This window comes from Nostoc sp. CALU 1950 (assembly GCF_051172895.1).
GTDB classification, from domain to species: domain Bacteria; phylum Cyanobacteriota; class Cyanobacteriia; order Cyanobacteriales; family Nostocaceae; genus Nostoc; species Nostoc edaphicum_A.
In genome coordinates, this window is sequence record NZ_JBDNJQ010000144.1 from 1 (window position 1) to 22,252 (window position 22,252).

A 22,252-nucleotide genomic window follows, 5' to 3' on the forward strand; every position below is an offset into this window, starting at 1 on the left:
TGAAATCAAAGGCAAGTAAATCATGGATTTTCTTAAACTTAAATAAGGTCAAATGTAGGATGAACATTCATGTCAACCTACTCACTCAGTAGCTATTTGAGGTTTTTCTTTACCAAATTTCCACAACAAGACGACACCCAAGCTGAAGAGATTGACTAAGAAAATTACTAACCCTCCGAAAAATGGAATTAGTGTCAGAACTGTCAGGATCGCTAAACCTACCAAAAACTGCTGCTGTAATGACCAATTGCCATTACTAAATAGGCGTTGACCGACAAAAAGTGCCACGGCTAATGACCCTACTAGAGAAGTAGCGATCGCACTCAGACTTAGCAGTGGAATCAGGGGAATACCAATAAGCGTAATCGCCAGAAACACACTGACAAAGATAATGGCGACCATCGCCCCCATTCCCCATAGAACAGCCGAAGTGGGGTGCTGACGCAATTTTGTAGCCAAATTCGGTAGGAACTGTGGATTGGTATGCAAAATAATCAGTCCGAGAATAGCTGCTACTACGGCGGCACTAATTCTAAAAATGGGACTGAGAGAAATAGTGAAGAAGAAGCTACCTGTACTTCTATTGGAACCAGAAATTATGCCATGTCTATCGCTAAATGTGGCGCGTTCGCCAACAATGATCGCACCTGGTTCCTGTACGATTTTGCCGCCAAAGGAGTAAGCATCACCATCTACCCGCACTCCTTTTTTCAGTATGACATCCCCGCCAAAAGCGATCGCAGTATCCAAAACTCTGGCATTAGGCAATACGGTAACACTCCCCCCGAAAGCCAAAGCGTTTTCGACAACTTGATTCTCTGGTACGGTTACGCTTCCACCAAAGCGAATCAGGTTGGTGTTATTGATATTGATATCAGTCTGCGCCAGGGCATTGCCTGCAAATATTAAGCTTATGGTGGCTATAAAAACCAGAATTAATTGTTGCCATTTCATAGATTTTATCCTCGTGAACAATAAGAACATCGACTATCTCTCATGACATTGAAAAAAATATAGTAAGAGCAAAAACCAGCAGAAAGAATTTTGATGGTGTTTTCTGGTTTGGTGTTATCCATAATTATTGTTAAATGAAGTTATTTTTCGTATTTTGAAAGTATTGCTTAATACAGAAGGGATTTCTTCCGACTATATGCTATTCCTAAAATGAGAGATACTATTAGCTCGATGGAAAAAACAACAATTACTTTCCAATTCAAGTTTAGCTGCATGGCTCCATTATTACCTATATATAAAGCTAACCCAATACATCCATTAAACCAGGCGTGACTTAATACACAGAAAAATAAGTTATTTGTGTATTTATACAGAGTTGTAAAACTAGAAGTTAAAATTATTCCTGAAAATAAATATAATCCAAATGGAAATGAACTTTGAATTGTCCCTTTTATAAACCATAACGGCAAATGCCATATACTCCATATAGTTCCCACCATAAGGATAGAAGGCAAATAATTAACTACCTTTTCTAATTTAGGCTGCAAAATTCCACGCCAACCTAATTCCTCTAATCCACCTAAAAGAATAAGGAGTGGTAGATTAATAATTACAGAAAGAATTGATATAGGCTTATTGATTCCAAAGCCAATCCAAACCATAAATAAACGCCAAATTAAAAATAATCCAAATATCAGCCACACTTTTTTATCTGTTTTTTTTACCAAAGACAAACTTCACAAAAGATTTTTCACCAAAATCTTCCTTGAACTGTCGATAAATAATATAAGAACTAATTGCTGGCCCCAAAACACCAATTAAGTACGGTATCCAAAATAAAGGCTCACCATACCAAAGAGCATTAAAATATCTGTTCCCAATGATGATAATTAGCCAGCACAACCATGTGATGGCAAAAGTGTAAAGTAGAAAAAGTCCAATTTGCTTTAGCGTTAGCGAAGCTCGCTGAAGGCATCGCTTCTTTTGTTTCATATTTTTATCGCTCCTTCACTTTTTGAAAAATCTTTCTCTATGTAATGGCCGCCAAGTTTTTTGGTTGTTGTTATGTTCATCAGATAACCGCCCAAGCCTGTTATCCATAGCACAATAGGATAAACAAGCCATCTTTCTGTTCCACCCAGACCAATAAAAGGAACAATAATATTAGGGGCAAACACAACAGCACACCACGTTATTAATGAAATAGCTCCAAAGACAATTCCGATAAACTTAAACGGAGCAGAAACAATTTTAAAGGACATAATAGCTGATACTCCACCCGATATAAAAGTGAGCAAAGAGAATATTCCGTGATACGGGACTTTATCGCCAGAAAAGAATCCAATACCCACTAGACCTAACCCAAATAGACTAAGTGGAATACTGAAAAGCAGTTTTTTGAAATATCTATGCTGATAAAATGTTGCCATCAAAGCCATTAAGCCAGATAACAGCATGGTGATATTAAAAATACTAGCGGATGGTTGATAGATTAAGCTGTTAGGTGGTTTTGTTGCACCAAGATCGCTGATTTCGCTGCGAAAAGTTGTGTAGCCAGATGGATATAGCACTTCGGCAGTGATGATGCCCATTAAGGCAAATGAACCAGCAAGAAAGAGTAATAAACCAGAAAGTTTTAATTTATTCATGACAGATTGTTTCACTTGATTTTTTGAGCAGGCGTATCGCGTTCGCGTTCCCGCGACACTAATCCCGTAACTTTTCCTTGAGTGTTTTTGACGAATTTAATTTCCAATTCAACCGCTTTCAGAAAAAACTCCGTTTCTGATTCGGCGAACAACTCAAAGTTCGGCTGTCCAGTCGCTTGACTCATTAATTTCCCGTTTTCGTTTGTGATAGTGAGAATAAAGTTTGGGGCAATTTGATATTGTCCGGCGTAAATGTCGTATATTTTGGGTTCAACCGAAACGATAACTTTTGCTTTCGGAAGATAATCGAACCAACCATATTCTTTGGCAATACTTCGCATTATTTCTTCCGTAAAATTAGTGCCGTTTACAGAATTCGTCATCACAACTGCACCTTGTCCACTATCGGTATAGGCAACCATCAAACATCTGTAACCTTCGTTCCCGCCGCCGTGAGCGAAACGGGCGGATTTATTTTTCCCTCGCAGTTCGAGTCCAAGTCCCCATCCTCCGATTTGCGGTGTGAGCATTTCATTAACCATTTCGATAGATAAAACTCTGTTTGACTTTCCGCTTTTGGACTTTTGAATTTCAATTGCAAAACGAGCAAGGTCGGAAGGCGTTGTCCAAAGTCCAGCCGCCGCCATTTCAGGATAAGTATGCCAATTGCCTTTCATTTTTGCTCCATTGGATTTGTGACCGGCGGCGGCTGAAGCCCAAAGTTCTTTCGGAAGCGCCTGCTGATACGTGCTGCGGGTCATATTAAGTTTTTTAAGAACCTCTTCCTGCATAAAGGAGCGAAACGGCTTTTTGGTTACATCTTCCGCCAGTTTTTGCACAACGACATAGCCGCCTCCGGCGTATCTAAAATCTTTGTTCGGTGTGCCATCAACCCTTATCGGAATTGAATTAGCTGGCGTTACTCCGTCTAAAATTTGCAGAATTGTCGGAATTTCTTCATCCACCGCGTAACCGCGAAAGCCCGAAACCATCAGACTGGCACTGTGACTTAACAAGCCGCGCAAAGTTACCTTTTGCTCTTTCGTAAAATTGTTTTCGAGAACTTTCCACGAAACAAGTTTTTCATTCACATCTTCGTCAAGATTCAATTTATTCTCTTGGACGAGTCGTAACATCGCCATTGCTACTATCGGCTTACTAATTGATGCTGCTTGAAAAAGCGTTTCGGGAGTTATAGATTTATTCCCGCCTGTTTCTTGAACTCCGTAACCATTTGCCCATTCAATCTTTCCGTTATTAATGACGACAACACTGACACCGGGATTTTTATAAAATCGCATTCGGTCAACGAGTTTCATAGCCACACTCGGCTCACCCTTGATAATAAATGGCAGAAGCAACCCGTTCTCGACGCGCCGAATTCTTTCGTCTAGCCTTGCACTTTGGGTTGATGTATAAATTCGCTTTTTAGCTAATCCGGTTGGCGAAAATATACTGGCAATACCCAGGCTGAAAGCTGTGCATAAAAATAGGAGAATAAATACTGGTATTCTTATTTTCATAAGTTCAAATTACGGAGTTTTATTAAAACATGAAGAGTTTAACTTTGAATTCTATTGAAACCCTTTCCATCTAATTTTGTAAATTCATACAATCATTTCCGTATAAACCAATCAACGGGGCGGCGTAGTGAAACTGGCGACGGATAACTCTTCAAATAACCCGATCGCAAGATAAATTGAATATTTTCGCTAATCCCAATTGATTGATTCAGAGTTTGTCTCGTTGAGGCTTCTTCCAATATCTGAGTCATCGGATGAATCGCAATACTCTTTTCCCGCACTTTCAGGAAAAGTCTTTGCATTCTTATGCCAGTTTCCAGCAATGTCGCCACCGAATTGTCTTTACTGGTAATGAGAATCCAACCTGCCGATTCCGACACTTCCTGTTTAATTTTATCAAGCCCTGTCTCTTTGAAATCCTTTTTCATCACATTATCTTTGCTGTAAAAGTTCCGCACCACCCAGCCAGAAAATCCTTCTATTTCCATGCTTGCCGTTGTCAGCCCGTCACGATATTTCTCAGCATCCTTAGTGGAGAATCTGATCCAGTCGGCTAACTCTTGCTGCGCTGGGTTGCGATCGCATTGAAGGCGGTTAGCAACGATAGTTTGTTCGTTTATAAATTGACTTTCTTTACTGGTGACAGGTAGATAATGAATAAATTCCGATTCTGAATTGAGAAGATATTTGATATCTTCTGGTTTCAGCACATTACTTAAAAAATCGGAACGAACAGTGCGGCGATTTTTTATTTTTGCGATATCAAAAGCATTTTTTAACTCTTTTTTTTTCAATTTTACTTCCATCACCCGTTCGTCCTGATTAGTCTTAGCTAGCAAATTCCAATGGCAGCCGTAGCCAAAAGAACTAGCGGCATATTCAATATTTTGAATAAAAGTACCGATTGATAAAATCGTTTCTCTCTGAGTTGGGTCAACGGCAGGTAGCCATTTACTTTTATCGTTGCAGATAATCCAGTGATAAGGTTCGAGATATTGAACAAACCACGGCTGTGTATTGTGTCCACTCGGCGCGAGGGAGGCGAGAAACAGAATTTCTTTTTCATCCGGTTTGAGAGTTTCTTTGTTATCGTTTGCTGGTTTTATATCCGTCCTTAAAAGATTCCTTTTATCACTCAACAAATAAGATGTTGTCACAGTTGCAATTATTGTTCCTCCTACAATACTGATAAAATTTTTCCTGTTCATAACGCTCGTAATTGAGGGTAAAGAGCAACTAATTTGAATTATGAAAAATTTAAGAAGAATTCAGAAGTCAGAATTCAGGAGTCAGAATCAAGACGCGACACTCGTTCGCCTTTGGGGTCTCCCCTTGGGAGAAGACTCGCTATCAGTGGGGGATTCAGATCCGCCAGTCGCACAAAATTCATTCTGTTAGCGGTAGCGGGGCGTTTAGCCCATTCTGGCTCCTGACTCCTGAATTCTGTTTCGATAAATCCCGCACTGTGGTTTTTAACCTATTTCAAAGTTCAGTCAAAATCAAGTCTTCTAGTTTGAATATGCTCGTGGTGTTGCGGCACTGTCAGCATTGCTTCAATGTGAGGATTTGCCCATTCTGCCGCTATTTTCAGAAAATCAGGATCGTCATTGACACAATCGAGTCGTGTATAAGTCACCGTTGGATATTGACGCTGCAAAGATTGAATCGCATCTTCGACATCGAGAATAGTTTCATAATTATCTGTCACCCAGCCGATGGGTTTAAATAGAATAGTTTGGGCACCTGCTGTAATCAAGCTTTTCGCGGCTTGTTTCAGATCGGGTTGTGACCAATTAATGAAAGGTGTGTCATGATTCACCCAACCGATGGAAACTAGGGGATATTGATGCTGTAACTGTGCTTGGACGCGATCGTAAAGAGCTTGTCCATCAATCACCCCGGTTAACAGTCCTTGCGCTTTTTCTGGGCCACCGTGAACCGTTAATACAATGCCAATCTGAGACTCAAAAAAGCGGCCAACAAATAGCTGATTCAGAGTTTCCTTAATCCGACGCACCATCAAATCAATGTAGGCAGGCTCAGTAGCAAAGGCTGGAATATATCGAATTGCTTTGAATGGGGAATGTTGAGGCTCATTTACGGATGCACTTGCAGCAATAACTTCATTGACTTGCTCGACAGCTATTTTGCCCGTGAATGCAGAATCGACTACAAGCATTGGATAAATCAGCAAATTCTGAAACCCTTGCTCAATGATATCTGCTACAACTTCTTGCACAAAGGGCTTACAGAAATAAAATCCTTTGAACACTTGCACCCGATTTCCCCATTGGTGTTGTAACTGTTTCTCGATACCAAGACGTTGTTTTTCAAAAATCTCATTTTCGGGCGATATGAAATGATCGTGCTTTACCCCAAAATTGTACAAATCTTGAAGCGCAAGAAACCAACCAGCAAGAGGATATAGCCATTCTGGAATCGGCACAAACTGAGATGCAATATACTTAGTTGCAGCTTGGTTGTAAACACTCAGAGCGCGGTAAGATTGCACTTCACCATACCCTGCAAGCAAAACTGCCACGCGTTCGCTATTTTGGTTTTCGACGGGTTGGGTCGATTGAGATTGATGACTAATAATCATTGTTTTAAGCCTGAGTAGGTTGTTTTTTAGAAGTACGTTGTAAATGAAGCCACATAGAAATTCCAGTAAAAAGGAATACGAGCAAACTGAGAGCAGTTAGGAAGGGATAAATGATTTCTAGATTAATTATTCCAAAGTCTCCCTTGTGCCAATGTAATAACCATTTGAACGCATCTTTGTTGCCTGCCAAATCAACAATTTGATAAACTGTTCCTGTAATGGTTGTTATCAATAGAGGTAACAACACAATTGGCGCAAGTATGAGATGAAGATGGCGAATATCTTGAAAATAGTGGCTGTTATTTTTGGCGGTTGTCATAAAATAATTCCCTTGATGTGCGGGTTGATGAAAAATGAGTTTAGGTTAAAAAAATTACCAGGAATGAAGCGCCCGCAACTGTGGCGTTTTTTTCAATTGATGGGCTTCCATGCGTGTGAGAACATCATCTAGAATGGCGATCGCTTCGGCAATAAACGGCCCTTTATTTAACATCACACACTCAGCCCGTTCAGCCATTGCAGCATCCGTCATCTCTCCCCGCGAAGGTGTGCCATCTTTTACCAAACTCTCTAGTACTTGAGTTGCCCAAATAACAGGAACATGAGCAGCTTCGCAAATCCAGAGAATTTCTTCTTGGATCTCTGTTAAACGCTGGTACCCAATTTCAACTGCTAAATCGCCTCTGGCAATCATCACACCAAATGATTGCTTACCTGCGGCATAAACGATTAATTCTGGCAAATTAGAAACTGCGATCGCGGTTTCAATTTTTGCCACGATCGCCGGTCGGGTTAGCCGTTCCTCAGAGCGCTTGTCCAATTCTTGTTGGAGTAACTCAATATCGGCAGATCGTTGTACAAAAGAGTAGCCGATAATATCTGCGTGGATGGCAACAAAATCCAAGTCGGATAAATCTTTTTCAGTCAGTGGACTAAGAGGTAACACTGTATTTGGGAAATTCAACCCCTTTTCAGGTTTGAGTTTAACTCCTTTGGGGCTTGCATGAGTCACTTGTAGTAAAAGTCCCGGTTGTCCATTGGCTACTGAGTACTGGGTATCAACTACGCGAGTCCGAATCTTGCCATCGTCTATATATACAGGGGTGTCAACAGTTAATAAATCGAGAATTTCAGGAACCGTACAGCAAGTTTGGAAATAGTCTACAGGTAATGCACCTGCTTCACTTCCGAGTTCCGGCTCACACCGCGACAGCAGGATATGATCTCCTTTAAATACCCGTTTTTTATGAAGTGGTGCAAGTACCGCTCCCGTGCGTATTTTCACACCAGCTAAGTCCATCATGACTTTACAAGGCGTTCCTGTTTCCTGTTCCCCTCGACGGATATGATCGATCATGCTCTCCCAAGCTTCAGTCGTATCGTGAGCGCAGTTAATTCGCACACAATTTGCCCCGCGTTGCATAATTTCTCGCACTATCTCATAGTCAGTGGCGGCCTCGGTGGGTAGTGTTACCATAATCCTGACCCGACGCTGAGATGGAGACTGACCAAACAATTCTTCGGTATGCTGTTGTAGTAAGCGATCGCCTTCAAAAAAGAACTCGATGGGTGGACGGTTGAGGTGCTGGGTAGACTCAGAGCCACAAATGAGTTCCAAGGTGGCAATGACAGCATCAAGATTGGGCATCACCCGTGCTTCAATCCTTCCTAATGAGGATAAGCCCCAAGGCATTAGTGCAGCTTGTAGGGAGCGGAGATCATGCCGACGTAAAGCTAGATATTCAGCTAAATTTAAGGCACTAGAAAGAAACTCAGTCCGCTGAATGTGCAATTTCCACTGGTTAAAGGTGGCTTGTCCTTCGCTTTCAACAGTCTGGCGAAGTTCTTGCAGAGTCGATAGTAAATTCTGTGGACTTGATAGATTCAGAAGTGTGCCAAACGGCTGAATTTCTTGACCATGCTGATTGCTTTCTGTCTTAGCATTCGGGTTTGAAGTTTTAAGCTGCATTAAAGTTTTTTCCTATTATTTTTTGGTTCAAAGCTTTAGACAACTATCGACAGAATGATTTTGTTTAGCATCTGCTTCTCTACTGTAAAGCGCGGCGCTGTCCTGAATGCAGAGTTAGCATCCAAACTCCATCGAACAAAAGATTGATGCCAATGAAAGTGCCAATCAGCCAAGCTGCGTTAAATGGAAAGTTAGACCAAATGAAAATACCGAAAATAATGCCGATGATTCCGCTTACAAGCATTAATCCCCAGTTAGATGAAATCCGGCGCATTTGAAATGCCATTGACACTTGAATCACACCTTGCACAAAAATGGTAATACCCAATACCAATGTCAGGGCAAGCACTCCTTCAAACGGATTTGTAACTACTAAAATTCCAGATAGGAGATACAAAAGACCTAGAATCAGCTTCCCGATAACTTTACCTGCACTTCTTGATTGAAAGGCATAAACAATTTGAGTAATTCCAGCAAAGATGAATATCCAGCCAAACAGTAAGGTTGAAGCAACGCTGGCAAAGAAAGGAAATGCGATCGCTATTATGCCCAACACAATCATGAGAATAGCGATCGCGGTTGTCCACCCAGAACTAACAACTTGCTCATCAACTTCAGACTCAATAACTCTCATGTTCATCTCCTTTTAAATTTATATAAAGAATTTGATGGATCAATGTTGTACAAATTGTGGTATCGATTTAGGATTTGTGATATCAATCGAGCCTTGGCTTAACCCAACCAGTTGAGCAACTCGAAAAGCAGAAGTTATAGCTCCTTCATGCAACCCATCACCAAGGTAGGCTCCCGCATGGTAGGTGTTGTTCTCGCCATTAGTGGCAACTACTTCATCTCGGTATTGAAAAGATTCAGTGGTATATAACGGAGTGTGATGTTTTTGAATGTGAATAATGCGATCGCTAGCAATCAACTCCTCTAGTTGGAACGAGAGAAAATAATTTGGTGGCGATGAGATGTTACAAATTTGATTCAGGCAACTGTTATAACCCCATCGGCTTTTTGCCTGAAAGAAATCAAATTCTGAGGGTTGTTTAATGCCATAGCGGTTGTATATGGAACTATCTGTATGAAGTAAAGTAGTCGCATAATTGGCTTTCCAGGCAGAAAACCGTTTGATTTCGGTATCGGTTGGATCTGCTAACAACGCCATTACTTGGTCGGGTGGCGTAGCAAACACGACTTTATCAAACTCCTGAATTTCACCTGTTGATCGCACAATTTTCACAGCATCCGAGGTTCTAAAAATCCGGTCAATATCTGCATTCAGCAAAACCTCACCCTGGAATCGCGCCAGAATTTTTTCAATGTAAGAATACACACCGCCTTTAACCCTGAGCCAATGGACTGCGACATCGTTGCGTAAGACAGGCATTGCCAATTCTGCCGGAAAATCATCAATCAGTTCCAACGGCATTGAATAGCGATACATAATTAGCAATTTTAGCCAAGTATTATGAATACAGGGCTGTTTCAAGTATTGCGACAAAGGCTGATTATAAAAATCTTGCAGGTTGACTCTTGATAGAAAGTGGCTGCCATTTTTGAAAAACATCGCTGAACCCATATTTACAGGTTCTAGTTCCACCCCTAACTCTTCCATGAGGGCGATGAAGTTGTGAAACACAGTCGGAAATTCGAGTACTCCGTTTTCCAAAATTTCCTGACAATCGGCTTGATTCGGTTGAACGTTCTTGTTCAGTGTCCGAATATGTCCACCTAAAGTAGGTTGCCGCTCAAACACAGTGACATGATGCCCTTGTTTATCGAGCAGGTAAGCTGTCACCATGCCACTGGCTCCCCCCTCAACGATAGCAATTCTCATGATTTAGCGATTGCGAAGCGTCCGCCTTGCAGAATCGCTGCAACCAAATCTTTGAGCCGATCTTCGCGGCGGGCGGTCAGCATCAGTTTGGCTCCACTAGCAGCAAGTCGCTTCGCAGTCGCCTCACCTAAACCACTGCTGGCTCCGGTGATGATGACCACTTTGTTTTGAATAAGAGACATATTGATTAATCTGGGTTATGAAATATTGAGTGCTGTTTTAAACTCAGCATTATGCAACCATATCAACTAGCTTGTAGCTGGATCAACGTTTTTGTCCCGGCAGCGTCACTAATCCGAACGGCTATCATCACACCGTTTGAGTTCTGTCCCGTTAAAACTTCAGTTGGTGAATCGATTGTGTGAGCATAAGTCACTTCATCTCTACCTACTTCAATTACCAAATCATCTCCCTTGCCGGGGCGATCATAAACCATTGCCATCAAAGGTGCGTTATTAATCAGTTCTGCATTATCGAGTTCTGAATCGATAATTTCGATTGAAATATACCGTCCACGATTACCACTTGAAAACAGATCAAAAAATTCACCCCATCGCTCACGCGGCACAGATTTTTTGATGTCAATTTTACTTACCATGATGATTCCTTTAAATATCTTCAGAAATTAAATATGCGTTATCCAGAACCGAATGGCACTAAGAAAACCGGAAACGGTTATCAATTAAGCGCTTTGCAACTGCTTACGTAATTCATGCCGGGCTTTGGTCATTAAGGGGTAAGCTTTCGGGCGGCGTTTACGAACCCGTGCTTCACTTCTACCGGGGCGATCGCTATAATTGCATTGATGAATCGGATCTAAGTTGCTATTTCACACACCTTGCAATCCGACCATTTTCTATTCTCTCTGCTTAGAGTGATAGAGCGCTAACCCTAATTAAACAACCACAAAATTGTTGTTGGTTAGTGACAATCCAGTTGATAGTTGAGCAAATTGTACCTGAGCAAACCCAGTGTCACTGCCATCTTGGTCAAAGTACAGCCCACCTGTAGAATTATCATAAATGAATCGTTGAGCGATCGCAGTTGCAGATGTGCCGATGGTAAACTTATCAGATGAGAGTGAACCTATTGATAACCCACCACCAAAAGCAAAATTATCTACCCGAATCAGTTCATTAGTAGTGTCAAAGTCATAAACTCTATCAATGCCTTCATTTAAACTATTGAAAGTAAAGGTATCAGTACCAGATTCTCCAATTAGGCTATCATTACCGTTGCCACCTATGAGGGTATCATTGCCACCACCACCGTTGAGAGTATCATCCCCATTGCCCCCCACAATCAAGTCATCGTAAAATGTACCGATGATATATAATCGCTCGATATTCTTGTAGATAACCCCATTTGTCCCTGCCGTAATTGATCCTTCGTTAGTGGTAGTATTGAAAGTTGAAGTAATTCCCTCGCTACCATCCCTGTCATGGACGATCAACAAATCGTCACCTTTGCCCCCATCTATCGTATCATTGCCACTAATAGCCTCACCCGAAGGTGCATACCCGCGACTGTAAGTATAGTTTCCTATTATGCTATCGTTGCCATTGCTCCCCACAATATTGTCATCGTATTCTGTACTTGAAATATTTAATCGTTCAATATTCTTGTAGCTAACTCGATCCCCGCCCACAGTAATTAAGCCAGTATTAGTGGTAGCATCGAAAGTTGAAGTGATTGCCTGGTAACTACTGACGCCATAGGACAACAAATCGTCACCAGCGCCCCCATCTATCGTATCATTCCCGCCATTGAACGTAGAGATCCTATCGTTGCCATTGCTCCCCACAATATTGTCATCGTACCTTGTACCTGAGATATATAATCGCTCGATATCCTTGTAGTTAATCAGTCTCGTGCCTGCGGTAATTGTTCCAATATTAGTAGTAGTATCGAAAGTTGAAGTAATTCCCTGACCATCATTATCGTAGGTAGAAAAGCTCAACAAATCGTCACCTATTCCCCCATCTACCGTATCATTTCCACTCAGACCCGGAACAAGCGTATCGTTGCCATTGTTCCCCACAATCAAGTCATCGTAGTTTGTACCTATGATTTCTAATCGCTCGATATTCTTGTAGCTAACCCGACTCGTGCCTGCCGTAATTGAGCCAATGTTAGTGGTAGTATCGAAAGAAGAAGTGATTGCTCCGGTAGCACTACCGTAATCGACGCTTAACAAATCGTCACCTATTCCCCCGTCTGTCGAAGAAATTCCCGGGGCATCATAGTTGACATTGACGCTTAACAAATCGTCACCTATTCCCCCACTTAAAGTATCATTGCCACCATAGCCCCCGTTGAGAGTATCATCTCCATTGCCCCCCACAATCAAGTCATCGTAGGATGTACCTGTGATCTCTAATCGTTCGATATTTTTGTAGCTAACCCAGTTCGTGCCTAGCTTAATTGAGCCAATGTTAGTAGTAGGATTAAAAGTCGAAGTGATTCCCCCGGTAACACGGTAGAAAGAATATCTGGTGTCATAGGACAATAAATCGTTACCTTTGCCTCCATCTATCGTAGCATTGCCACTGTAGTTCTTGGAGAACGTATCGTTGCCGTCACCACCATTCAGCAGGTTATTGCCTTTTGAAAAGTTAACAATCAAGTAATCGTCACCAGCGCCGCCGTTAAGGGTGTTGTTACCAGAGGAATAATACTCCGGCTGACCGCCGCGATCAAAAGAGACTGAGGCAGATAGAGTATCGTTACCATCATCCCCAGACAGCAGCTGATCACCTTCTAAAAAATCAAGATTTGAATAACCAATAATCAAGCTATCGTCACCAGTACCACCAAGAAGGGTGTCATTTTCGCTACCACCAAAAAGGTTATCATTGCCCGCACCACCCCTCAACAGGTCGTTACCAGTACCACCATTGAGGGAGTCATTACCAGTACCACCCTTAAGTGAGTCATCCCCTTCACCACCGTTGAGGGAGTCATTCCCTTCACCACCAATGAGAGTATCATTGCCCGTACCACCGCGCAGCAGGTCGTTACCACTCAAGCCATTGATTTTGTCATTACCTGCCTGACCATTCACCACATCATTCGAGTTATCGAAACCTGTAATGTTGTTGTTGAGGTCATTGAGGAATGTTACTGTGTTCTTGTTGAACAAGTTAGTTTGAGTGGAGTTGGCATCAAACACATCAAAACTGTCGGTGATGTTGGTTTGTCCATTAAACAGGATATTACCAATCGCAGACCGTGAAGAAATTGCTGGCAGATTATCCAGGTTTTCTAATTTGAAGTTTTGAAGGATGACTTTTGTACTAGCCTCCCCTTCAAAGGCGATTTCCAGATTGCTGCCGTTCTGAGTAAGCAGCAGATTTTTGGCAGTAAAACTAGAGCCTTGGAATTGGATGGTATCCACTTCGGCAATGACTGCCTCTGAGGGAGTTATGCCCTTACCCACGCCACCGAAATCAGTAATAGTATCGGTGTTAGTAAAACTCCCATAGCCTATGACAAATTTATCCTTACCACCGCCACCAGTCAGAAGATCGTTGTCCTGATATGAGAATGTATCGTCATTACCTTTAATCGTATCTGCCTCGTCACTGCCGAATAGAGTATCGTTCCCGCTGATTCCAATGATATTTGCCATGACTTTTTCCTACGTAAATCGATTTTTCGAGTAAATTAATTTCTCAAGTTGCAGTTAGCGCTGTTTGAGCGCCCAAAAATTCACCAAATGTTGACGTTTCGACGTTATTTCATGTCACTTTAAAGGGTTATGAATAAATGGCACGAAGAAAAGATATAGCCCTTGCTCTGACTTGTTCCCACCTTGGAGGCTGGGAACAAAACGACACAAGCCTTTGGGCTTTTCTTAGTGCCATTCGGTTTGGTTGTCTTTACCAATAATCGAGAGCTTTTGCATATCGAAGCCTTCTTTTTGCAGCTCCAATACAACCCTTTCTGCTTATGGATGGGAGGGGAAATTAGCAACAACCGTATATGTATATGTCATGAATTTCGCTCCTTTATATATGTCAAGCTAATTCATAATTCATAATTAAAAAGGGTTTGTCTCTAATGCTTATAAAAGCAGCCGGAGTCTTGTTTGGGGTCTGAAACAGTCTTTAATTACGAATTACGGATTATTTCTTTGTAGTTACCGCAGCAGCTTCGGCATCTAGTCTGGCGGCGATCGCTTCCAAGGTTGCTTTTTCAGCCTCTTCAATGGTGGCGATCGCTAGGAAGGTCGCCGTAGCTGCATGGTTTTCAGCTTTATCTGCCCGATGTTCGAGTTTCTTTACTTTGCGACCCGTTTTCCATTCCTCAACATGGGACTTCACTTCAGATTCTTTTTCCTCGAATTGAGTTTTGAGCTTTGCTCGATAATCATCGAATTCTTTTTTCTTAGCATCCAGCTTTGTCTTCGCTTCATCAATTTGAGATTCAATCTCAGTTTGAGTTTTTTTCGGCGCAGATTGAATACTTTCTCTCAGCGATTTTACCCGTTCTTCAACCGCTTCTAAATTGTCATGAATATTTTTGGTGAAGTTATCAAGTGCAGTACTCATGATAATTGCTCTAGTATGTTGAATTTCGGAAATCTTGGCTATATTATTATCAAGTTAAGATTGAATCTCAGTTTGAGTTTATTTAGCCGCACGTTTAATGTTTACAAATTTTAACCAACATAACCTCTACCTTTGGAACGTTTTAGTGGAATTCATACAATTCATACACTATATAACCCCTTTTCAATAGCTATTTTCTATTACAATTGATTCTTTTTTACTGCTTTTAGCAAGACTTTCAGTACTAGGTTCAGACAATGATATTGTACTATTATTGCCACCATCTTAAACTACGCTCAGAACGTATTCTAACTGATTTTTTTTCACAAGCGAGTGTAAGTATACTCCTTGAGGAATAGTAATTCAAATCAGGCTTTTTGGTAAATATATACTTATCTATTTCGCAAAAATGCCCCAACTAAAGCTGATAAATTAATGCGTATAGACTCTGGTGAGCGAATGCTACCGTATTTTTGAATTTTTCTATAGTAATTCCTTGATCGTTATCAATAACCAAGATGAAAAGGTGAGATTTTTGTAATCAACCAAATAACCCTATAAATCAAACATCAGTTTGTCATAATTTAAGAGTCCTCTATTTAATAAATCTCTAATTACTAATAAAAATAGAGGAAATCTTGAAGGAAAATGCAAAATGCATAATCAAACATAATTCAATTCTGTTAGCGCAGCGGGGCGTAGCGGGGCGTAGTCCATTCTGGTTCACTTCTCCTGTCGGAGACGCTACGCGTAGCTTGCTTCCACGTTCGCGTAGCGTCCCGTAGGGAAGTGGTACGACTACGCTCAGTGACCACCTGACACCTGAATTCTTTCTGATAATTTTCCAAAATCTTCAAATCATATAGACAGTTTTTATACACCTTAATCAATTATTGCATTCTGAAATTAGAGGTATTACATATGACCATTGCCCTAAAACCGAAGGAACTAAAGCCTAAAGAACTAAAACCAAATGGACTGAGTAAGCTAAAAGCAAATAAATGGCTACTTGCTTTACTGATATTGATACCCATAATTAATATTAGCTATCTTGCTTATAACCAACTTGTTGTGGTGCCTCAACAACAAGCAAAGAATAAGGTGCAAACGGCTTTAGTCAAGCGGAGCAATCTGCCCATCACAGTTTCTGCCAATGGGACTGTTGAACCTGAACGTTCAGTAAATGTGAGTCCCAAAACGTCAGGGATTCTGAAAAAATTGCTAGTTAAAGAAGGCGATTCTGTACAACTTGGACAGGTACTTGCTTACATGGATGCCTCGAATCTTCAGGGGCAATTACGGCAGGCTCAGGGAAATCTCGCTGCGGCTGAGGCAAATGTGCAAAAATTACTGAATGGGAATCGAACTCAAGATATCGCCACAGCAAAGGCACAACTGGCTGAACAAGACGCAAATCTCCAAAAATTACTCAATGGAAATCGACTCCAAGAAGTTGCCCAAGCCCAAGCACAGTTAAGGGATGCTCAATATGCCCTGCGTCAAGCTAACGATGATCTTAAAAGAAATCAAGAACTTTATAACTCAGGTGCGATCGCTCTCCAAAGTCTGAATACCTTCCGTACTAGCCGCGATCGCGCCCAGACTCAAGTTAACCAAACACAAGCAGCTGCTTCATTGATGCGATCGGGAACTCGGCCAGAAGAGATTACTCAAGCCGAGGCACTCCTCAAACAGAAACAGGAGGCTCTATCACTCTCTCAAGCAGGATCACGACCGGAAGACATTCAGCAAGCCCGCGCCCAAGTCGCGGCGGCTGAAGGAGCAGTGCAAATTATCCAGACAAATATCAATGATATGGTAATCCGCGCCCCCTTTAGTGGGATTGTCGCCCGGAAATTTGCCGATCCTGGCTCATTTGTCACGCCTACCACCGCAGGTAGTTCGGTTTCTTCTGCTTCATCGTCTTCCATCTTGGCTCTTGCATCCACGAATCAGATTGTTGCCCAGGTTGCAGAAGCGAACATTGCCCAAATTCGCATCGGTCTAGTTGCGACGATTCAGGCAGATGCTTATCCTGGGAAAACTTTTACTGGACAGGTAACGCAAATTGCCACGCAGTCAGATGTTGTGCAAAACGTGACTAGCTTTCAAGTGAAGACATCAGTCCCAGATCCTCAACATCTGCTGCGATCGGGGATGAATGTAACTGTGGACTTTAAAGCCGGAGAGTTAAAAAATGTGCTGGTGGTGCCGACTGGGGCGATCGTTCAACAAAATAATTCTCAGGGCGTATTTGTGGCCAAGGACAAAGGCGATTCAGTCTTCGTGCCGATTGTAGTTGGGACAACGGTGAATGACAAAACCGAGGTAAAGTCTGGCTTAACTGGAAACGAACACGTCTTACTCAGCTTTCCACCTGGAACTCGTAAGGTTTCTACACCTAATGGCAGATAAGTCTTTTTCTCATAATGAAAAAACGTTCTAATTTACAAACAACGAATCGTCCACGCCGTCCACGAAAGGGCAAAATCTCTTTCGGTGAAGTCCTGATCATGTCAGTCGAAACGCTTTTGGGCAACAAACTACGGACAGGTTTGACCATGTTGGGGGTGATTATTGGCATCTCCTCGGTAATTACGATTACCGCCGTTGGACAGGGTGTGCAGAAGTCAACGGAGTTACAAATCCAAGCCTTGGGAACAAACGTGATGGTAGTCACGGCGGGGGCAGCCAGAACAGGCGGCATCAGTCTAGGAGCAGGTTCAGCCAGTACACTGACGTGGGAAGATGCTAAGGCGATCGCTAAACAAGTTCCAGCCGCTAAATCGGTTTCGGCATTCTTACAACGCAATTCAATTCAGATCGTCAGAGGCAATACTAATATTGCCACCACCCTTGTAGGAACGGATTTGAACTACCCAACTATCAAAAACATTCATCCCCAAACGGGACTCTTTTTTAGTCAAGGAGATTTGGATGCTGGCCGCCCTGTGGCATTTCTTGGTTCCACTGTGCGCGATGAATTATTTAACACAAATGAATCCGTGATTGGGGCTGATTTACGGATTCGGGGCAAGCGCTACACCGTGGTAGGGGTAGCAGAATCCAAGGGAACGGCGGGTGGACAGGATCTTGACGATGTGATTTATATCCCCTTAACCAATATGTCTGCCCAAATTGTGGGTAATAACGCCTTAACGGGTGTCGCAATTAATGGATTCTGGTTAGAAGCGCTTGATGGCGATCAACTGAACTCGGCTCAATTTCAGGTGACAAATATTCTGCGTCTACGGCATGGCATTCATCCGTCAGCCGTCGATGATTTTCGGATTACCAATCTAGTTGATATTATCAGCACTTTCAGCAGCGTGATGGGTTCATTTACCTTGATGGTGGGTGCGATCGCAGGTATTTCTCTGATTGTCGGCGGCATTGGAATTGCCAACATCATGTTAGTTTCGGTGATGGAACGAACGCGAGAAATCGGCATTCGCAAAGCTGTAGGTGCAACCGGCACAGATATTTTAAGGCAGTTTTTGACTGAAGCGATCGTCATCTCCACAGTTGGCGGTGTGATTGGCGTGGGATTGGGCATTGGGTTCGCCTTTGCTGCTGCAACTGCGTTCAAATTTCCGTTTATTGTGCCTTTGTGGTCAATTGGGGCAGGGTTTAGCCTTTCTTTCATCGTTGGCATTCTAGCAGGTGGCATCCCAGCGCGTAATGCTGCCAAATTAGATCCGATTTCAGCACTACACAATGAGTAATCACTATGGCAAACATGATTTTAATGGAGGGCATCACGAAAACCTATCACTTGGGAGAATTGGATGTCCCCGTTCTGAAGGAAATTGATTTATCGATTGAAGATGGGGAATATGTGGCGATTATGGGGGCTTCGGGTTCAGGGAAATCAACACTGATGAACATCATCGGATGTCTGGATCGTCCTACGAGTGGACAATATATCTTAGACGGTAGAGATTTGACGACTCTGGATGACGATGAACTTGCAGATATCCGCAATCAATATATTGGTTTCGTGTTTCAACAATTCAATTTGTTGCCTCGGTTGACGGCACTAGAAAATGTCATGCTACCGATGATTTATGCAGATGTATCCCGATCAGAACGAATACAATCCGCGACTGTAGCCCTAGAAAAGATTGGGTTGGGCGATCGCTTAACAAACCGCCCTAGCCAACTTTCAGGAGGACAGCAACAGCGAGTGGCGATTGCTCGCGCACTGGTGAATCATCCTGCCTTAGTGTTGGCGGATGAACCAACGGGGGCTTTAGATTCTAAAACTTCTCACGAAATTATGAATTTGCTGACGGAATTAAATCAACAAGGAACTACGATCGCGATTGTCACCCATGATGCAACCGTAGCAGCTCAGACAAAGCGGGTAATTCAGATGCAGGATGGGGTGATTGTTGAGAGAGCGATTGCGGCTTTGGGTTAAAGCTTGGAACATTGAGGCAACAGCGAGTAGACTTTGGTTTTGACTAACTGTTACACACGAAGCATTTGTAACAGTTGTCAACGAACAGAAATTGTTTGCCACTCTTGGATCGCTGTGGATGGGATTTGTAACTTGATCCCTGAACCAGTTACCATCGGCAAAGTTAACTCAAGAGGAATTTCTGACCGCAACTGCGGTAGGATAGCCTGAATGTCATATTCTCCAACATTTGCTAGGGGTGGTGTGTCCTGAGAAATTTCGCTAGAAACATCCTTGGCGATCAGAGTTTGTCCCAAAGATGTTGTCAGCGTGAGAGGTTGAGTGTAGGCTGTTGACTTTGTGCCTTTTTGGAGGGTAAAAGTTCATGCAGTTTCTGTGTCGTTAGTGTTGGCTGAAAATAAAGTTTTTCTCTTTGAGAGCATAGATTGTCCAAAAACTTCAGAGAGCCATTCTTCAACATCTGTAAAACTAATGTTTTCCAGTGCATTTTTAATAACGGAGGTTGTTAAATTCATGGTAGATAAACAAATAGTTAATAACATCTGCCCCATCTCTTTAATTGGACAACGTGCAGAAAATTGCTTATATTTTCCAAACAACGATTCAATTACATCAGAAGTAGCTAAAAAAGTTTCTTTATCCTTGATTTGCAAACACTGATTAGTCACGTAATCAAATATTTGCTGTTGGAAATCTTGGAGCGAACTGTTAACAAATTCAAATTTATTTTGCTGAAAATATTCCAGGGATTGAGAATTAAGTCCTAATTGTTTTAATTGGGTTTCTAGACTGCGCGTCATTGCCACCATTTGATTCCAGTGAATCAGGTCTGCTTCATAATCAGCTAACCATCCCAATTTCTCTATTATTTTTGGATAAATCAGCTTATGTTCAATATCTGGCATTAATTTAATCAGAGTTTCTGCTGGAGAGTTTAATAGCTTAATCGCCCAATTAGTTAATCTTTCAACATTGAAGTAACGACATTGAGAACGTTGAGATGGAGGAGACAAAAAAGATAATTCTGTTTGCTGGAGTCTTTGCCTGCATGTATTGCATTTTTGCATAAATGACTGATATCTATCATCTGCATCTAACCTGTATTTTAAAAGTAAAGCCATTGCATGAGTGACATCATGAGTGTAAATGATTCCTGGATAATTTTCTTTATATAGCTTGATTCCACGAGCCAGGTCATTACTATGATCTGCAACTATTTGTACTGGTACGCCAACTCTTTCAGTGATTTTATTTAGCTGATGAAGAATCATTTCTCCTTTTGTCGAACCCATAATTTCTAATCCTAATAATTCGACATCCTCATGTGATAATGCTCGTCCTTTTGCAACTACTTGTTCACTAAAATACTTTTGTGAGATTCCTAGTATAACTAAAGCTTTTTGCTTTCCTAATTCCAGTGTAAAATCAACAATAAATATCCAATCATCCCGATACTCTTTTTTTCTTGTCAATTCATATATCCCCATCCTTCCTAACCATTTTCTTATACAAGTAAAGCTTGGGGTTATATTTGACTCAGATTTAAATAACTCGAATACTTTTTCTGTCGCTCTAAAACTGATACCACAGTCAATTAAAAGTTCTAAAGCTTGTTGAATTGTCTGAGCATCATAAGTATGTCCCTTAATACTTAATTCCTCACTATATTTTTTCTCGTCTAAGTTGTTCTCCTCGCTAGCAATTTCTTCTTTTTTTCACCGACTTCTCCTCCCATTCCCTGCTCTTTTATCTGTGATTCTGCTGCCAGCGCACGCTGTTTCCAATGCTCTCGTGATGCAGTTAAATCTCGGACTTTTATTTCTAACGTCCTGACTTTCTTTTGTTTTTCTAAGGCTTTTTCTCTCCAGCTATCTCGACCTTTATGAAACAACCGTGCTAATCTACTGACTGGGCTTTTAAACTCTTGCATTTACTTTGGCTTTTCTCGACTCTAGCAACATCATTATTGCATGAAATAATTTTGCCTTAAAACCAACAAAGTCAACAGCCTAGGTTGAGTGTGATCTAATTCCATCGCACCAGGAAAGCCCACTAGTCGCAGGGAGATAATAGCACTACCATCGGGATGGATGCGCTTGAAGGCGATCGCCTGCCAGGATTTTCCAGTCTGATCTCGCAGGTTTTGCCGAGATTGGTAGAGCATTTGCCCTGGAGATTCTTCAATTTGCGCTACAGCAGCAAAAGCGGGTAATGGACTCCAGACAAGCAGTGAAACGCAGATTAAAGCAGCCAGCAGGCGGCGAATTTTAAAACCGTTGAAGCAGATAGATTTCATGACAAAAGTCCTCACCAAGTTAAAATTCGGGAACGGAGTAATTATTTTTGTGCATTACCTGGACGCGATCGCCTCTTTTGCGTTTTTCCAACCGACAAAGCTAGGTGGGAAACCTTGCACATTCTCATAGCCTAATAGGTGCAGTGTCATTACTCCCATTGCCGAGCGATAACCGGAAGAACAGTACAACACCACGGGGCGAGTGCGTGGAATTTGATTCAGATTGTGCGACAGGGTTCTTAGGGGAATGTTAATTGCGTTAGGTATATGTCCAGACCGATACTCAGAGACTTCTCGCACATCTACTAACATGGGTTGAGACTTCTTTAACAGGCTTTTCAATTCTTCGACACTGGCGATCGTGTAATAGCCTACTGGAATCGACGTGAGAAAGCGATCGACTCCCGATTCTAGATTGCGGGATTCAGGCAGAGTTTGCA

The 22,252-nt window shown here is 41.9% G+C and carries 21 protein-coding genes and 2 pseudogenes; 3 read left to right on the forward strand and 20 right to left on the reverse strand.

Features of this window, described 5'->3' with window-relative positions; genetic code table 11:
• Positions 1 to 81: 81 nt before the first annotated feature.
• The 15 genes and pseudogenes from ABF638_RS28835 to ABF638_RS28905 all read right to left on the reverse strand — a co-directional run bounded on the left by ABF638_RS28835 (position 82) and on the right by ABF638_RS28905 (position 15,093).
• The gene (locus tag ABF638_RS28835; RefSeq protein ID WP_420760426.1) at positions 82 to 954 is read right to left on the reverse strand and encodes a hypothetical protein; all 873 of its coding nucleotides are present in this window, start codon (positions 952 to 954) and stop codon (positions 82 to 84) included.
• A gap of 167 nt (positions 955 to 1,121) precedes the next feature.
• Positions 1,122 to 1,682 (reverse strand): CPBP family glutamic-type intramembrane protease, encoded by a 561-nt coding sequence (locus ABF638_RS28840; RefSeq protein WP_420760425.1) that lies wholly within the window; start codon positions 1,680 to 1,682, stop codon positions 1,122 to 1,124.
• A complete protein-coding gene (locus tag ABF638_RS28845) occupies positions 1,663 to 1,947 on the reverse strand; it encodes a hypothetical protein (RefSeq protein WP_420760424.1) in 285 nt (94 codons plus the stop codon). Before ABF638_RS28845 ends, ABF638_RS28840 begins: the two co-directional genes overlap by 20 nt.
• Entirely contained in the window at positions 1,944 to 2,603 is a 660-nt protein-coding gene (locus tag ABF638_RS28850; protein WP_420760423.1) for a DUF998 domain-containing protein, read from the reverse strand. The genes ABF638_RS28845 and ABF638_RS28850 overlap by 4 nt, the downstream gene beginning before the upstream one ends.
• 11 nt (positions 2,604 to 2,614) lie before the next feature.
• Entirely contained in the window at positions 2,615 to 4,126 is a 1,512-nt protein-coding gene (locus tag ABF638_RS28855; protein ID WP_435026312.1) for a serine hydrolase, read from the reverse strand.
• 92 nt (positions 4,127 to 4,218) lie between these two features.
• Positions 4,219 to 5,283 carry an Acg family FMN-binding oxidoreductase gene (locus ABF638_RS28860; RefSeq protein WP_435026313.1) on the reverse strand — a complete coding sequence of 355 codons (1,065 nt, stop codon included), beginning with the start codon at positions 5,281 to 5,283 and terminating at the stop codon, positions 4,219 to 4,221.
• A 332-nt stretch (positions 5,284 to 5,615) separates the two neighbouring features.
• Entirely contained in the window at positions 5,616 to 6,728 is a 1,113-nt protein-coding gene (locus tag ABF638_RS28865) for a ferrochelatase (protein ID WP_420760420.1), read from the reverse strand.
• Positions 6,729 to 6,732: 4 nt separating this feature from the next.
• Positions 6,733 to 7,047 (reverse strand): hypothetical protein, encoded by a 315-nt coding sequence (locus ABF638_RS28870; protein WP_420760419.1) that lies wholly within the window; start codon positions 7,045 to 7,047, stop codon positions 6,733 to 6,735.
• A gap of 54 nt (positions 7,048 to 7,101) precedes the next feature.
• Positions 7,102 to 8,697 (reverse strand): pyruvate kinase, encoded by a 1,596-nt coding sequence (locus ABF638_RS28875; RefSeq protein WP_420760418.1) that lies wholly within the window; start codon positions 8,695 to 8,697, stop codon positions 7,102 to 7,104.
• 79 nt (positions 8,698 to 8,776) lie between these two features.
• The gene (locus tag ABF638_RS28880) at positions 8,777 to 9,331 is read right to left on the reverse strand and encodes an HdeD family acid-resistance protein (protein WP_420760417.1); all 555 of its coding nucleotides are present in this window, start codon (positions 9,329 to 9,331) and stop codon (positions 8,777 to 8,779) included.
• 39 nt (positions 9,332 to 9,370) lie between these two features.
• Positions 9,371 to 10,540 carry an FAD-dependent oxidoreductase gene (locus tag ABF638_RS28885; RefSeq protein ID WP_435026314.1) on the reverse strand — a complete coding sequence of 390 codons (1,170 nt, stop codon included), beginning with the start codon at positions 10,538 to 10,540 and terminating at the stop codon, positions 9,371 to 9,373.
• Complete coding sequence (locus tag ABF638_RS28890) at positions 10,537 to 10,722, reverse strand: SDR family NAD(P)-dependent oxidoreductase (protein WP_420760415.1); 186 nt, start codon at positions 10,720 to 10,722, stop codon at positions 10,537 to 10,539. Before ABF638_RS28890 ends, ABF638_RS28885 begins: the two co-directional genes overlap by 4 nt.
• Before the next feature lie 62 nt (positions 10,723 to 10,784).
• Entirely contained in the window at positions 10,785 to 11,138 is a 354-nt protein-coding gene (locus ABF638_RS28895; RefSeq protein ID WP_420760414.1) for a DUF5335 family protein, read from the reverse strand.
• 297 nt (positions 11,139 to 11,435) lie between these two features.
• Positions 11,436 to 14,171: pseudogene (locus ABF638_RS28900) on the reverse strand (hypothetical protein); the annotation flags it as partial.
• A gap of 496 nt (positions 14,172 to 14,667) precedes the next feature.
• Positions 14,668 to 15,093 carry a hypothetical protein gene (locus ABF638_RS28905; RefSeq protein ID WP_420760413.1) on the reverse strand — a complete coding sequence of 142 codons (426 nt, stop codon included), beginning with the start codon at positions 15,091 to 15,093 and terminating at the stop codon, positions 14,668 to 14,670.
• Between the two features lie 921 nt (positions 15,094 to 16,014).
• Here ABF638_RS28905 and ABF638_RS28910 point away from each other — a divergent pair.
• Genes ABF638_RS28910 through ABF638_RS28920 form a run of 3 tightly spaced genes read left to right on the forward strand, consistent with a single transcriptional unit; the run spans position 16,015 to position 19,516 of the window.
• Positions 16,015 to 17,508: an efflux RND transporter periplasmic adaptor subunit gene (locus ABF638_RS28910; RefSeq protein WP_420760412.1), complete on the forward strand. Its 1,494-nt coding sequence runs from the start codon at positions 16,015 to 16,017 to the stop codon at positions 17,506 to 17,508.
• A 14-nt stretch (positions 17,509 to 17,522) separates the two neighbouring features.
• Positions 17,523 to 18,818, forward strand: a complete 1,296-nt coding sequence (locus tag ABF638_RS28915) for an ABC transporter permease (protein ID WP_420760411.1) — start codon at positions 17,523 to 17,525, stop codon at positions 18,816 to 18,818.
• Positions 18,819 to 18,823: 5 nt separating this feature from the next.
• Entirely contained in the window at positions 18,824 to 19,516 is a 693-nt protein-coding gene (locus ABF638_RS28920) for an ABC transporter ATP-binding protein (protein ID WP_435026315.1), read from the forward strand.
• 77 nt (positions 19,517 to 19,593) lie between these two features.
• Here ABF638_RS28920 and ABF638_RS28925 read toward each other — a convergent pair.
• The 5 genes and pseudogenes from ABF638_RS28925 to ABF638_RS28945 form a co-directional block, all read right to left on the reverse strand.
• Positions 19,594 to 19,833, reverse strand: a pseudogene (locus ABF638_RS28925) (DUF3122 domain-containing protein); the annotation flags it as partial.
• A gap of 45 nt (positions 19,834 to 19,878) precedes the next feature.
• On the reverse strand, positions 19,879 to 20,988 hold the full coding sequence (locus ABF638_RS28930) for a hypothetical protein (RefSeq protein WP_435026316.1): 1,110 nt from the start codon (positions 20,986 to 20,988) through the stop codon (positions 19,879 to 19,881).
• A gap of 206 nt (positions 20,989 to 21,194) precedes the next feature.
• A complete protein-coding gene (locus tag ABF638_RS28935; RefSeq protein WP_435026317.1) occupies positions 21,195 to 21,446 on the reverse strand; it encodes a hypothetical protein in 252 nt (83 codons plus the stop codon).
• A gap of 33 nt (positions 21,447 to 21,479) precedes the next feature.
• On the reverse strand, positions 21,480 to 21,812 hold the full coding sequence (locus ABF638_RS28940; protein ID WP_435026318.1) for a DUF3122 domain-containing protein: 333 nt from the start codon (positions 21,810 to 21,812) through the stop codon (positions 21,480 to 21,482).
• A 54-nt stretch (positions 21,813 to 21,866) separates the two neighbouring features.
• A partial coding sequence (locus ABF638_RS28945) for a rhodanese-like domain-containing protein (protein ID WP_435026319.1) occupies positions 21,867 to 22,252 on the reverse strand: 386 nt, incomplete at its 5' end.